11 protein-coding genes are annotated in these 12,664 nt (G+C 64.0%); 8 read left to right on the forward strand and 3 right to left on the reverse strand.

The features are described from left to right. The first annotated feature begins 29 nt into the window (after positions 1 to 29). The 3 genes from IGX34_RS01725 to IGX34_RS01735 are packed head-to-tail and all read left to right on the forward strand — an operon-like array spanning position 30 to position 5,656. Complete coding sequence (locus IGX34_RS01725) at positions 30 to 1,556, forward strand: ArnT family glycosyltransferase (protein ID WP_192553929.1); 1,527 nt, start codon at positions 30 to 32, stop codon at positions 1,554 to 1,556. Beyond that, positions 1,556 to 3,445 carry an asparagine synthase (glutamine-hydrolyzing) gene (asnB, locus tag IGX34_RS01730; RefSeq protein ID WP_192553930.1) on the forward strand — a complete coding sequence of 630 codons (1,890 nt, stop codon included), beginning with the start codon at positions 1,556 to 1,558 and terminating at the stop codon, positions 3,443 to 3,445. The genes IGX34_RS01725 and asnB overlap by 1 nt, the downstream gene beginning before the upstream one ends. Positions 3,446 to 3,463: 18 nt before the next feature. Beyond that, entirely contained in the window at positions 3,464 to 5,656 is a 2,193-nt protein-coding gene (locus IGX34_RS01735) for an alpha-N-acetylglucosaminidase (protein WP_225737136.1), read from the forward strand. Positions 5,657 to 6,621: 965 nt separating this feature from the next. On the opposite strand, the gene IGX34_RS01740 is transcribed toward IGX34_RS01735, so the two are convergent. Both IGX34_RS01740 and IGX34_RS01745 read right to left on the reverse strand, forming a co-directional pair. After that, positions 6,622 to 7,377 carry a LytR/AlgR family response regulator transcription factor gene (locus IGX34_RS01740; protein ID WP_192553931.1) on the reverse strand — a complete coding sequence of 252 codons (756 nt, stop codon included), beginning with the start codon at positions 7,375 to 7,377 and terminating at the stop codon, positions 6,622 to 6,624. Then, entirely contained in the window at positions 7,374 to 8,441 is a 1,068-nt protein-coding gene (locus IGX34_RS01745; protein ID WP_192553932.1) for a sensor histidine kinase, read from the reverse strand. The genes IGX34_RS01740 and IGX34_RS01745 overlap by 4 nt, the downstream gene beginning before the upstream one ends. 173 nt (positions 8,442 to 8,614) lie before the next feature. On the opposite strand from IGX34_RS01745, the gene IGX34_RS01750 reads away from it, so the two are divergent. The 4 genes from IGX34_RS01750 to IGX34_RS01765 all read left to right on the forward strand — a co-directional run bounded on the left by IGX34_RS01750 (position 8,615) and on the right by IGX34_RS01765 (position 11,361). Further along, positions 8,615 to 9,133, forward strand: coding sequence for a nuclear transport factor 2 family protein (locus IGX34_RS01750; protein WP_192553933.1), 519 nt, complete (start codon positions 8,615 to 8,617; stop codon positions 9,131 to 9,133). Between the two features lie 84 nt (positions 9,134 to 9,217). After that, on the forward strand, positions 9,218 to 9,811 hold the full coding sequence (locus IGX34_RS01755) for a hypothetical protein (RefSeq protein WP_192553934.1): 594 nt from the start codon (positions 9,218 to 9,220) through the stop codon (positions 9,809 to 9,811). A 236-nt stretch (positions 9,812 to 10,047) separates the two neighbouring features. Then, positions 10,048 to 10,959, forward strand: a complete 912-nt coding sequence (locus IGX34_RS01760) for a bestrophin family protein (RefSeq protein ID WP_192553935.1) — start codon at positions 10,048 to 10,050, stop codon at positions 10,957 to 10,959. Between the two features lie 69 nt (positions 10,960 to 11,028). Further along, positions 11,029 to 11,361 carry an EF-hand domain-containing protein gene (locus IGX34_RS01765; protein WP_192553936.1) on the forward strand — a complete coding sequence of 111 codons (333 nt, stop codon included), beginning with the start codon at positions 11,029 to 11,031 and terminating at the stop codon, positions 11,359 to 11,361. Between the two features lie 14 nt (positions 11,362 to 11,375). Here the strand turns inward: IGX34_RS01765 and IGX34_RS01770 are convergent, their stop codons facing one another. Then, the gene (locus IGX34_RS01770) at positions 11,376 to 12,035 is read right to left on the reverse strand and encodes a glutathione S-transferase family protein (RefSeq protein ID WP_192553937.1); all 660 of its coding nucleotides are present in this window, start codon (positions 12,033 to 12,035) and stop codon (positions 11,376 to 11,378) included. 151 nt (positions 12,036 to 12,186) lie between these two features. Here IGX34_RS01770 and IGX34_RS01775 point away from each other — a divergent pair, with 151 nt between their 5' ends. Then, on the forward strand, positions 12,187 to 12,660 hold the full coding sequence (locus tag IGX34_RS01775) for a RidA family protein (protein ID WP_192553938.1): 474 nt from the start codon (positions 12,187 to 12,189) through the stop codon (positions 12,658 to 12,660). Positions 12,661 to 12,664: the final 4 nt, after the last annotated feature.

Genomic DNA, 12,664 nt, shown 5'->3' on the forward strand with positions numbered 1-12,664 from the left:
GCTTCACATCGACTGGTTTTGGATTCGTCATGCAGAACGAGCGCAGCCAGGCCGCATCCGTGCGGCCCAGACCTGCATACCCGGCTTATCGTGCGCTGCTCTGGCTGATCGCCCTGGGCTTGCTGCTCGGCTTCGCCTTTCAGGGCACGCGCGGCCTGTGGGGGCCGGACGAAGGGCGCTATGTCGACGCGGCCCTGCAGATGCTCGATACCGGCGACTACCTCACACCCGGCTACAGTCCGGACGAGGTGAATTTCTCCAAGCCGCCGACCACCTACTGGGTGCTCGCCGCGGCGATCAAGCTGGGCGGCCGCAACAGCTGGGCGGTGCGCGCACCGTATGCGCTGGCCTTCCTGCTGACCATGCTGGCGCTGTACGGCATGGGGCGGCGCCTGCTGCCAGAGAAACCCTGGTTGCCGGCACTGGTCTATGCACTAAGCGCGTTTCCTTTTGTCACGGCAAATATCGTCAGCACCGATGTATTCCTGTGCCTGTGCGAAGCGCTGGCGATGCTCGGCTTCGTATGCGCCGCTTTCGGCGAGCAGGCGCGGCCGGCGCGCCGCCATCTGTGGCTGATGTGGCTGGGCTGGGGACTGGCCTTCCTTACCAAAGGACCGCCAGGCCTGCTGCCGCTGCTGGCAGTGATTGTCTTTATCGCCGGCCGCGACGGCTGGCGCGGGCTGGGGCGGTATTTTCTGCCCAGCGGCCTGCTGCTGTTCCTGGCCGTCGGCCTATCCTGGTATGCCGTGGTGATGCTGCGCTATCCGTGGCTGCCGCATTATTTCCTGCAGCAGGAGGTCTACAACCGCTTGTTTACCGGCGCCCAGCGCCGGCATGCGGGATGGCTGGGCTGGGCGCTGGTGTACCTACCCACCTTACTGCTGGGCTCACTGCCGTGGTGGCTGAGCCTGCTGCGCGGCACGCCCGGCGTGCTGCGCGCGCAAAACTGGCGCAGCTGGCGGCAGCAGCACGCAGTCGCATGGTTGCTTGCGCTGTGGTTCGCGCTGCCGTTCGTCGTGTTCTGCCTGGCGCAATCGCGCCTGCCGCTGTATCTGCTACCGCTGTTTCTGCCGATCGCCCTGATCGTGGCGCTGGAACTGCGCGACCAGATCGATCTTCACACCGCCCAGCATCGCGCCTGGGTATTGATGTGGGTGATCGCCCTGCTGTCGCTGAAAGCCAGCGCCGCCTATCTCATGCACCCGCCGAACGACAACCGCCTTATCGCGCAACAGTTCCGCCAGCAGATTGCATCGGACCGCTACGCCGCGATGATCTTCATCCAGAACACCGCGCAGAGCTACACCATCGAGGAAGAAACGCTGTGGGGCCTGCGCCTGTATCTGGACAAGCCGGTCTACGGCATTGCGATGCTTGCCCCCGATGCCGGCCAATCCCTGTGCCATGCGCTGCATAAATATCCCAGCTCGCTGGTGATCATCGATTCCTACCTCGCGCCGAGGAAGATCGAGCGCGAACTGCAAGCCTGCGGCATTCGCGGGATGACGCGCGTGGACAGCTGGCGCAAACGCGTACTGGAACAGGTGCAGTCCTGATGTGCGGCATCGCCGGCCTGTGGAACCTGCACGCCACGGAACCGATACCGCACGCGGCGCAGAAAACGCGCGGCATGTTGCGCGCAATGGCTCATCGCGGCCCGCAGGGCGATGCCTTCGTGCAGCGCGGGCCACTGTGCATGGCCAGCAACCGCCTGGCCATCCGCGGCGTGGATCAGCACCAGCCGCCGCTGCTCGAACACGAAGCCGGCATCGTGGTGGCCTGCAACGGCGAGATCGACAATCATCGCCTGCTGCGCCGCTCGCTCGCCCACGCCGGCCATTGCATCGCGCAGACCACCGATATCGCGGTGATCGCACCGCTCTATCTGGAAAAGGGCCTGCGCTTTCTTGAGCACCTGCATGGCGTGTTCGCACTGGCGTTATGGGACGAGCGCGCACAGCGGCTGATCCTGGCGCGCGATCGCGCCGGCGAACGCCACCTCTATTACGCACGCACCGAGCAGGGGATTTATTTCGCCTCCGAACTGGCGGCCCTGCTGGGCGCGCAGACCGGCACCCAGCTGGACCGCGACGGCATCGCCCGCTACCTGCGCTCCGGTTACTGCGCGGCACCGGGTAGCCTGGTGAAAAATCACTACAAATTGAGCCCCGGCGAAGTCATCGTGTTCGACCGCCACGGCGAACGCCACCAGCGCTATTGGGATTTTCCCAACACATCGCCGCAGGCGCAGACGCCCGCGCCCGCCGCTTTCGACCCGGTGTTCCGCAATGCCGTGCAACGGCAAAGCGATATCGATGTCGACTATGGCGTCCTGCTCAGCGGCGGCATCGACTCCGCCCTGATGACGGCAGTGGTGCGCGATCTACGACCACAGAAAAAAATCAGCGCCTATTGCATCCGCTTCGCCGAGTCTTCCTTCGACGAAGGCGGCCACGCGGCGGAAATCGCCGCGCGACTCGGCTGCGAATTCGTGCCGGTGACCGTCGCTGCCGGCGACGTTCCCGGCACCCTGCGCGAACTGATTACCGCCACCGGCGAACCGCTGGCGGATCCAGCCTGGATTCCGCTATCACTGGTCACTCGCCGTGCGGCACAGGATGTGCGCCTGCTGCTGGCCGGCGAAGGTGCCGACGAACTGTTCGGCGGTTATCCTACGTATCTCGGCGTACACTGGTCGGCGTATTACACGCAGCTGCCTAGACCCCTGCGTGCACTGGCGCAGAAGCTGATCGAACAACTGCCGACCAGCGACAAGAAAGTCACCCTCTCCTTCCTGCTCAAGCGCTTTGTGCGCGGCCAGGAACTGGATGGCCTCGCCCGCCATTTGCTGTGGACTGCCAACATCCCGCCACCCTGGCTGCAGCGCCTGGGCATCACACCGCCCAGCGATGACACCACCCACCACCCCGCCCGCCTGATCGATGCGCTGCAGCGCTACGACTTTGCCCACTCCCTGCCGGATGCGCTGATGGCCAAGGCCGACCGCGGCGGCATGCTGCACGGGGTGGAGATCCGCGCACCGTTCCTGGATCAAGCGGTGATCGAATTCGCCGCCACGCTGCCGCTGCATGCGCGCATACGCGGCTTCACCACCAAAGCCTTCCTGAAAGACTACGCACGCCAATACCTGCCCGAGGCGGTAGTAACCCGTCGCAAGCGCGGACTCTCCGTGCCCTTGGCCTACTGGCTGCGCGAACCCCTGCACGGCTGGGCGCAAGCGCGCCTGTCCAGCAACGTGCTGGCGCAAGCCGGCATCAACACCGATGCCGCACTGGAACTGCTCGCCGAACATCAGGCGCGATTGGCCGATCACTCACGCGCCATCTGGACCTTGCTGGTATTGAGCGAATGGCTGAGCTGGTTTGCGCAGCTGCCGCGCGAACCGGCGACCAGCGCAGCCAAGGTATACAGTGACGGGGTCTGAGCTCCTTCGGAACACCGCATGCGTCCCTCCATGCTTTGCCGCTGGCTTGTCTGCCTGAGCCTGCTGAGCTGCACCGCCGGCGCCTTCGCCAAGCCGCCCGCAAACTTCGATACCGCCCCTGCCCAAGCCGTCATCACGCGACTGCTGCCACTGCAGGCCCGGCAATTCCAGCTCGGTACGCTATCGGCCCCGCCAGGCCACGAACGCTTCCGCATCGCGGCCGCCGATGGCCATATCCGCGTCGAAGGCAGCACGCCCAGCGCCCTGCTGTTCGGCGTGAACTGGTATTTGAAATACGTGGCGCATGTACAGATCTCGCCCAATGGCGACCGCCTCGGCAACACTCCGTTTCCGCTGCCCACCGTCCCCATCGAGCGCGATACGCCATACGCGTACCGCTATGCCCTGAACGAAAATGTCGATGGCTACACCACGGCCTACTGGGATTGGCCGCGCTGGCAGCGCGAGATCGACGTACTGGCGCTGTCCGGCATCAATTCGATGCTGGTGGAACGCGGCATGGACAGCGTGCTGTACCAGACCTTCCGCGATGCCGGCTACACCGACCAGGCGATTCGCCGGTGGATCACCCAGCCTGCGCACCAGAACTGGCAGCTGATGGGCAATATGTGCTGCTTCAACGGCCCGATCAGCACGGCGCTGATGCAAAAGCGCGCAGCGTCCGCACAGCAGATCATCGCGCGCCTGCGCGAACTCGGCATCACCCCGGTACTGCCCGGCTTCTACGGCATCGTGCCAGCGGATTTCCAGCACAAATTCCCGCACGCCCATGTAGTGCCGCAAGGCGAGTGGGCCGGCTTCACCCGCCCCGGCTGGCTGGATCCGCGCGATCCGCTATTCGCCAAACTCGCGGCCTCGTTCTACCGGCATCAACGCGAACTGTACGGCGACAGCAGCATCTACGACATGGAAGTGTTCCAGGAAGGCGGCAACTCCGGCGATGTGCCGATACCGGAAGCAGCGCGCGACGTACAACACGCCCTGCTCGCCGCCCATTCCGATGCACGCTGGATGATGCTGGCGTGGCAGGGCAACCCGCGCCAGGACCTGCTCGCCGGCATCGATCGCCAACACGTACTGATCATCGACATCGATCACGATCGCATCCCGCGCGACGATCGCCAGAAAGACTTCCAGGGCGCACCGTTCCTGTTCGGCGGCATCTGGGAATTCGGCGGCCGCACTACGCTGGGCGCCAATACGCGCAACATCACCGAACGCCTGCAGCGACTGGGCCGCAATAACCGCAACATGGCAGGCACCGCCGTATTCACCGAAGGCATGGATACCAATCCCTTCGCCTTCGACCTGTTCACCGAGATGGCCTGGCGCAGTGAGCCGGTGGATCTTTCCGCCTGGACCGCCGACTACGTGCAACGCCGCTATGGCGCTGCCGATCCGCATGCAGAGGCTGCCTGGAAGGTGTTGCTGAAGACCGCCTACGACATCCGCATCGATGACGTGGAATTTCATAGCGAACGCGATGCGGCGCAGGAATCGTTGTTCGATGCCCAGCCCAGCCTGACCGTCAACCGTGCTTCCAACTGGTCACCGGAGGCGATGCGCTACAGCGCCGAGGATTTCAAGCACGCATTGCCCGAACTGCTGCAAGTTGCGCCGGCGCTGCGTGGCAGTGAGACCTATCAGTACGACCTGGTCGATGTTGCGCGCCAGACGCTGGCCAACGAAAGCCGGTTATTGCTGCCGCAGATCAAGGCGGCCTACGACGGCAAAAACCGTGCTGATTTCGATGTGCTGAGCAAGCGTTGGCTGCAGTTGATGGATCTGCAAGATGCGTTGCTTGCTACGAACCGCAACTTTCTGGTCGGCCAGTGGTTGTCGCGAGTGGATGGCTGGGCTTCTTCGCCGGAGGAGCGCACGCTGCTGGAGTATGACGCGCGGTCGCTGCTGACTACCTGGGGGGATCGCAAGGCTAGCGAGGGGGCGAGTCTGCACGATTATGGGAATAAGGATTGGGCGGGGCTGACGCGGGATTATTACCGGGTGCGGTGGGGGATGTTTTTTTTGGCGCTGGATGAGTCGTTGCGGACGGGGAAGCCGGTGGTGGCGGTGGATTGGTTTGCAGTGGGGGATGCTTGGAATCGTGGGGAGCAGCGGTATTCCGATCATGGGGTTGGGGATGCTTATGCTGTTGCGAGTTTGGTGGCGCGGGTGTTGCGATTGCCTTGAGTTTTTTGCGTGACATTTCGTTGGTGGGTGAGATTGCCTGCGGCGCTTTCGGCCCCTGCGGGCCCGAGTCACTTTTCTTTGCGTGCCCAAAGAAAAGTAACCCAAAGAAAGGGCACCCCGAGGGAGCGCTTGATGGGCGTCCTGCCCATCAAGTGCGTGAAGGGGCGGTGGGGTTTTTCGACAGCACTTCCTGTGCTGACGAAAAACAAGCCGGCATCCATGCCGGCTTCCCTGCGGGCTGATCCACCGCCCCTCCACCGCTCCCTAGGGGCCCCACCAAGAGCTGCGTGCCTTCCTGGCACGCACTCGGGGCCAGCGCTTTGCGCTGGAAAAGCACGTAGCCCCACCATTCCGCAAAGGGCATCGTTACGGAGAGCCCCATGCTCTACCGGCGCAAGCCGGCAAACAGTGCGCGCCAGGATGGCGCGCTGCTCTACCCGGGGCCCCTAGGGAGCGGTGAAGGGTGGGAGGACAAGGCCACGCAGGGGGCATGGGCACGACGCCCATGCCTTTTCGTCAGGGCAGGATGCCCTGTCGAAAAGCCCCTCCCACCCTTCACGCACTTGATGGGCAGGACGCCCATCAAGCGCTCCCTCGGGGTGCCCTTCTCTTTGGTTACTTTCTCTTGGGCACGCAAGAGAAAGTGACTCGGGCCCGTAGGGGCCGAAAGCGCCGCAGGCAATGGCACAGATCAACGCGACATGCATACCTGAGGCCGAAGGAACAGACATCCGTTGGGTTACGCTGCGCTAACCCAACCTACTTGGCTGCATCGCGATGCGATGAGTGTTGGGGCAAGCGCGAGCAACCCCACCCCAGCCCTCCCCTGCCAAGCAGGGGAGGGAGCAGATCGACGCGACGTCCAAAACCAGGCCAAAGGAACAGGCATCTGTTGGGTTGCCCCCCGGATCAAGTCCGAAGTAGCCCAACCTACGCACAGCACGTTGGCCACGAAGGGGGAGCGGTCAGCGCAGACCCAGCGCAGCGCGTGCCGCATGACGGAAGCGACGACTAAGATCCAGACGCGTGCCATCGTGCAACACCACCTCAGCATGCCCCTGAAACAGCGTATGCACTTCACGGATCCGATCCATGTTCACCACGATGCTGCGATGGATGCGCAGGAAATGATTAGGATCCAGCGCCTCGCACAGATGCCGCAGCGTTTCGCGATGCAGGTAAGCATGGCCGCCAGCATGGATGCGCACATAGTTATCGTCGGCACGGATCCAGTCGATCTCCGCCACCGGAATCACCGTGCTGCGCTCGGCCACCTGCACGCTGATGCGCTTGAGATAAGACTTGCCACTATCGGCCACGCTGACCTGAGTGACATCCTGCAAGCCGCGCCAATGCCGGCGCACGCGGTCCATCGCCTGATCGAAGCGCAACTGGTCGATCGGCTTGAGCACGTAATCAATCGCATTGGCATCGAAGGCGCGTAGGGCGTGATCGGCGAAGGCGGTGGTGAATACCACCAGTGGCAGCGCCTCCGACGCGTGGCCGTTGCCCAGCAATTTGAAGCCACTGCCGCCCGGCATCTGGATATCCAGGAACACCAGGTCAGGTGCCAACGCCGCAATCGCCTGCCGCGCCTCCTGCACGTTGCCGCACTCGCCGACCACGTCGATATCGGTATGCACGGCCAATGCCTGGCGCACGGCCAGGCGCGCCAGCACTTCGTCGTCTACCAGCAGGGCACGCATGCGCGGCGCGCTCATGGACGGCGTTCCACAAAAGGAAAGCGCAGCAGCACCTCGGTACCGCCGCCCTGGCGCGGCCGCAGTTCCATCGTGGCCGCGCCGCCGAACGTGGCCTGCAGGCGCTCGCGCGTATTGCGCAGGCCCACGCCTTCCACCAGTCCGCCTGCAGGCAGGCCCAAGCCATCGTCTTCGACCTGCAGATGCAGTTCCGCGCCAACGCGGCGTGCCGACACGCGTAATTGACCACCGCCGGTTTTCGCCAGCAGGCCATGACGCAGCGCATTCTCCACCAGCGGCTGCAGGATCAGGCTGGGCACCAGTGCGTGGCTCGCTTCGCCAATATCCAGCTGCGTTACCAGCCGATCCTGGAAGCGCACTTCCTGGATATCCAGATACGACTTCAGGCACTGCATTTCACGCGCCAGGCTTACCTGCTGCGCATGGCGCTCCTCCAGCGTCAGCCGCAGAAAATCGCTGAGCAGCACGATCATCCGCTTGGCCTGCGACGGATCGGCCAGGGTCAGGGCGGAAATCGCATTGAGCGTGTTGAACAGGAAATGCGGCTGCAGCTGCATGCGCAGCACCTGCAGCTGCGATTGCGTGAGCTGGGTCTCCAGCTGCGCATTGCGTAGGCGCTCGTCGCGCAGCGAGTGGCGCGAGGCGATGCCGCGCAACACCACCAGCATCAGCCAGTAGGTCAGCAAGGCGAGATGGAATTTGTAGATGCCCTCGTTATGCAGCAGGTCGGTGAAGGTATAGACGCTGCCCTTGGGATTGGGGCCGCACACGTTCCAGAAGATCAGCAGCATCAGTACGCTTTGCACCACTGCCAGCGAGAGGCTGCACGGCAAGTGCAGGCTCCAGTAGCGCCGCCAGCTTTGCGCGCCGAGGCGGCCCAGCCACGCCACCAGCGGCGTCAGCAGCATCCACAAGTAGAAATCCGCAAAGTTCCACACCAGCGGGCGAAACCAGCTCACCGGATGGCCTTCGCTGATCGAGCCGAACACCTGGCTGGTCGCATACGACAGCGCCAGCACCGTCCAGAAGACGAAGGTGATCGCGATGGTTTTCCATTTGGACATGCGCGCTAGTGTGCGAACGGCGAGCGGGCTTGGGAAGTGTCAGGTGGCGCATGACCGCTCACCCTGCCGATCCGACCGCTTGCCCCACCGCCATGGCGCTGGTCACAAAGCCACTGCGCCCCGCGCACGTCGCGCACATGCTGGCGTGGCCTTCCCACTGCAAGGAAACCACCATGACCGTCACCAACTATCGCCGCTCGATGCTGTTGATGGGCGTGCTCGTTGCCGCCCTGCTCGCCGTTGCCGTGCACTATCCGCGCACCATCGATGCCGATGCCGGCGATGCGGCCAATGCCGACGAAACCGCCCATAGCGAAGCCGGCGTGCTGGCCCTGGAACAGCACTGGAGCATTGCCGAAATGGCCGGCGACACCGGCTGGCTGGAGCAGATGCTGGCACCCGGCTTCCGTTCGGTCAGCAATGACGGCAGCGTGCACGACAAGCAGGCGATCGTGGCCGGCGCGGCCAAGCGCAAGGGCACCAGTCTGGCGCAGGCGCAGCGCCAGTTCGCCGACTACCAGCAACAGCACCCCTACGGCAGCGCGGTGCTGATCCAGGGCGACACCGCCGTGGTGTCGTTCTATGACCCGGCGCTGGGGCCGCAAAAGGGCGTTAAATCGGCCGATATCTTTGTCTACGCCGACGGCGGCTGGCATGCCTTCTATTCCCAGCACACGGGGCTGAACAAGTAGCTGAAGTTTTCCGGCCGCCGGCCGATAGCCTCCGTAACCGGCCTTGCCTGGCACACCCAGGCAAGGTCTTCGCCGGAGAACTGCATGATCAGCTCGCGCCCGAATCTCGTCTATCTGAAAGCCGCCTGGGCGGCGCACGCCAGCATCAGTGCCGAGAACTGCAAGCAGAGTTATGACCAGGCCGGCATCCATTTCGAGCGCGTGAATCATTCCTGGATCGTGCGCAAGAACGATACGCAGGTATCCACCATGCCGCTGCGCTATACGCGGCAGGAACTGCGCATGGGCTTTCTGGGCCGCATCGAGATGGAGGCGCGCAAAGCTGCCGCGGAAGTGGAAGGCGGTTTGCTGCGCGACCTGCTGCTGCCGGAGAACTACACGATGATCGTGGAGCTGGAGCAATCCATGCGCCACCTGCGCAAGCGCGGACAGCGTGCGCTGAGCATCCTGATCGGCCCCAACGCGCCGACCGCTGCCCCGGCCTATGTGGAAATTCTGGTCTTCCTCGACGCACCCCGCGCCTGCCTGTTTGCCTATTCCGACGGTGTCGATGCCCTGACCCAGCTGCCCAAGCGCCAGCGCCATCCGCGCGCGAGCAGCTATGCGGAGCTGGCGCAGATGCTGGCCGGCACCATCAACGATGCGTTCAATGAGGTGCTGCTGCCGGAAGCGGCATAAGCTTCCACCGCAGTGCTGCTCTACTCCCTCGCCCCTGCGGGGTGAGAGGCCGAGGCTTGCCTCACCGCCCATAAGAACCCGAGCATCTTCGCCACGCTGTTTGACGATGCTTTGCATATCGCGCGAGGCTGCCCCTCACCCCAGCCCTCTCCCCAGAGGGGAGAGGGAGCACCATCCGGCGCAAATAGCGCACTTCGCTATGATGGCCTCCCGCACGCCCTACGCTGCCCGCCATCATGATCGTCCGCCCCCGCCCCAACTGGTTCCGCATGCTGCTGGTAGTGCGCGGATCGGTGCTGCCGGCGATTCTGCCGCAGTTGCTGATCACGCTCGCCTTCGCGCTGCTCGTTACGTTGCTGCACGGGCGCGTGTTTGTGTGGAAGGTCTCGCTGACTTTCGTGCCGTTCTCGCTGATCGGCCTGACCCTGGCGATCTTTCTGGGCTTTCGCAACAACACCAGCTATGCGCGTTATTGGGAAGCACGCGTGCTGTGGGGCGAAGTGCTCAACGACACCCGCTCGCTGGCGCGGCAGGCGCTGACCCTGGTGGACGGACCGGCACCAAGCCGCATCTTCGTGCATCAGCTGATCGCCTTCGTGCATGCGCTGCGTCATCAGCTGCGCGGTACCGATCCGGCAGCCGATCTCGACACATGGCTGTCTGACGAAGCGCGCCAGCGTTTGCAAGGTGCGCGCTATAAGCCATCCGCGATCCTGCTGATGGCCGGCGAATGGTTGCGCGAGCGGCGACGGCAGGGTGAGCTGGCCGCGCCGCTGGTGCAGGCGATGGAAGTGCATATGGGCCATCTCAGCGATGCGCTGGGCGGCTGCGAGCGCATTGCCGGCACGCCGATTCCGTTTACCTATGCGGTGATCATCCATCGCACGGTGTATCTGTACTGCCTGCTGCTGCCGTTCGGCCTGGTCGATTCGATCGGCAGCATGACGCCGCTGATCGTCACCTTTATCGCCTATACCTTCTTTGCACTGGAAGCGCTGAGCTCGGAAATCGAGGAGCCCTTCGGCACCGAGCCCAACGATCTGCCGCTGGATGCCATGTGCGAAGGCATCCAGGCCACTTTGCTGGAACTGCTCGGCGAACGCGACCTGCCCGCAGCGCCCAAACCGGTCAACTACGTGCTCAGCTAAACGCCGCATTGACGGCAATATCGCGCGCCAGGGGCCATGCTCGGCACTCCTTGCCGAGGAGGACCCATCATGAACCGCTGCGCACGCATGCTCCCGCTGCTGCTCCTCACCACGCTGTTGCCGCTGGCCGGCATGGCCCAGACCGGCCTCAATGAAACCGCTCGCTCGGTGAAGGCGCTGGACAAGAATTTCGATGCGGCCGACAAGAACCACGATGGCCTGCTCACCCGCGACGAAGCGCAGACCGGCCAGGTGCCGTTTATCGCCAACAACTTCGACGCCATCGACACTCATCATCGCGGCGCCGTGTCCAAGCAGGACGTGCATGCCTATATCGCCGCGAAGCTGACCCAGTCACAGACCCCGGCATCGGCGGCATCGGCTGGCGCCATTCATCCGTAACGGCATACACCGGATCAATCGCGATCCGGTGCACCCAGCGGAAACCACGGGCGGAACGGCCGTGCCTCGTCCACCGCGCGCGCAAACGACGGCCGTGCCAGCAGGCGCTGGCGGTAGGCGATCACATGCTTGAAGGAAGGGTCGATGCGGTGCGTCCAGTCCGCATAGAACAGGAACGGCGCCGCGCCACAGTCGGCCAGGCTGAAGCGCTCGCCCGCCGCCCATTCGCGATCGGCCATGGTCTGGTCCAGCCATGCGTACGAGGTTTCCAGCATGGTGCGCGCATCGGCCACGCCGCGTGCATCGCGCTCGCCTTCCGTACGCAGTGCATCGAACACGATTTTCTGCTGCGGCGTCGATACGTAGTTGTCGAAGAAGCGGTCCATAAAGCGCACCTGCAAGGCATCGCGCGGATCCGCCGGCAGCAGGGAAACCGGCCCGGGATAATGCTGGGCGAGGTATTCGATGATGATGCTGGCTTCCTTGATGCACTGTTCGCCGTCGCGCAGGATCGGCATGCGCTTGTGCGGCCATAGCGCGCTGAATTCGGCCATGATGGCGGGATTGTCCGGGCCGAGCGTGCACCATTCGAACGGCGTGCCGTTTTCGTAGAGCGCGGTCAGCACTTTCTGGCAATACGAGGAAAACGGGTGGGCGTAGAGTTTCAGCGTCATGCTGGTGTCCTTGGGCGGTGTCAGTAGTGGGCCTTTGTAGGGACGACGAAGCTCACCGGCACAAATCGACAACCGCTCTCACGCCCGGCTTGCAGGCGTTATAAAGTCGGGCGCTGCAAGCTCCCCCGGTACTGCATAAGGAATATTTCCGATGAAGTCCGCCCTGCCCGCGCTGCTGTGGCTGCTCGCCGCCCCGGCCCTCGCCGCAACACCTCCGCTGCAGCACATCAACCCGCCCACCCTCGCTGCGCCGCACGGCTACACCCACGTGGTGGCGGCCGAAGGCGGCCGCATGCTGTTTATCGCCGGCCAGGTACCGCTGGACAAGGACGGCAAGCTGGTCGGCGCCGGCGACTACGCCGCGCAGGTACGCCAGACCTTCGAGAACCTCAAGGCTGCCCTGGCGGCGGGCGGCGCGGATTTCTCCAACGTGGTGGACATGACCACCTACGTAACCGACATGGCGCAGATCGACACCTACCGGAAGATCCGCAACCAATACATGAGCGGCCCCCTGCCCGCCGCCAGCCTGGTGGAGGTGAAGGGGCTGTTCCGGGGCGACGTCATGCTGGAGATCAGCGCCATCGCGGTGGTGCCGGCCCTCCAGGCACCGGCCAAGCCCTGACGGC

Source organism: Dyella acidiphila (assembly GCF_014863405.1).
In the GTDB taxonomy this organism is placed as follows: domain Bacteria; phylum Pseudomonadota; class Gammaproteobacteria; order Xanthomonadales; family Rhodanobacteraceae; genus Dyella_B; species Dyella_B acidiphila.

Coding starts and splice junctions, on each gene's coding strand:
- IGX34_RS01725 (WP_192553929.1), top strand. CDS start 30: ATGCAGAACGAGCGCAGCCAGGCCGCATCCGTGCGGCCCAGACCTGCA.
- asnB (WP_192553930.1), top strand. CDS start 1,556: ATGTGCGGCATCGCCGGCCTGTGGAACCTGCACGCCACGGAACCGATA.
- IGX34_RS01735 (WP_225737136.1), top strand. CDS start 3,464: ATGCGTCCCTCCATGCTTTGCCGCTGGCTTGTCTGCCTGAGCCTGCTG.
- IGX34_RS01740 (WP_192553931.1), bottom strand. CDS start 7,377: ATGAGCGCGCCGCGCATGCGTGCCCTGCTGGTAGACGACGAAGTGCTG.
- IGX34_RS01745 (WP_192553932.1), bottom strand. CDS start 8,441: ATGTCCAAATGGAAAACCATCGCGATCACCTTCGTCTTCTGGACGGTG.
- IGX34_RS01750 (WP_192553933.1), top strand. CDS start 8,615: ATGACCGTCACCAACTATCGCCGCTCGATGCTGTTGATGGGCGTGCTC.
- IGX34_RS01755 (WP_192553934.1), top strand. CDS start 9,218: ATGATCAGCTCGCGCCCGAATCTCGTCTATCTGAAAGCCGCCTGGGCG.
- IGX34_RS01760 (WP_192553935.1), top strand. CDS start 10,048: ATGATCGTCCGCCCCCGCCCCAACTGGTTCCGCATGCTGCTGGTAGTG.
- IGX34_RS01765 (WP_192553936.1), top strand. CDS start 11,029: ATGAACCGCTGCGCACGCATGCTCCCGCTGCTGCTCCTCACCACGCTG.
- IGX34_RS01770 (WP_192553937.1), bottom strand. CDS start 12,035: ATGACGCTGAAACTCTACGCCCACCCGTTTTCCTCGTATTGCCAGAAA.
- IGX34_RS01775 (WP_192553938.1), top strand. CDS start 12,187: ATGAAGTCCGCCCTGCCCGCGCTGCTGTGGCTGCTCGCCGCCCCGGCC.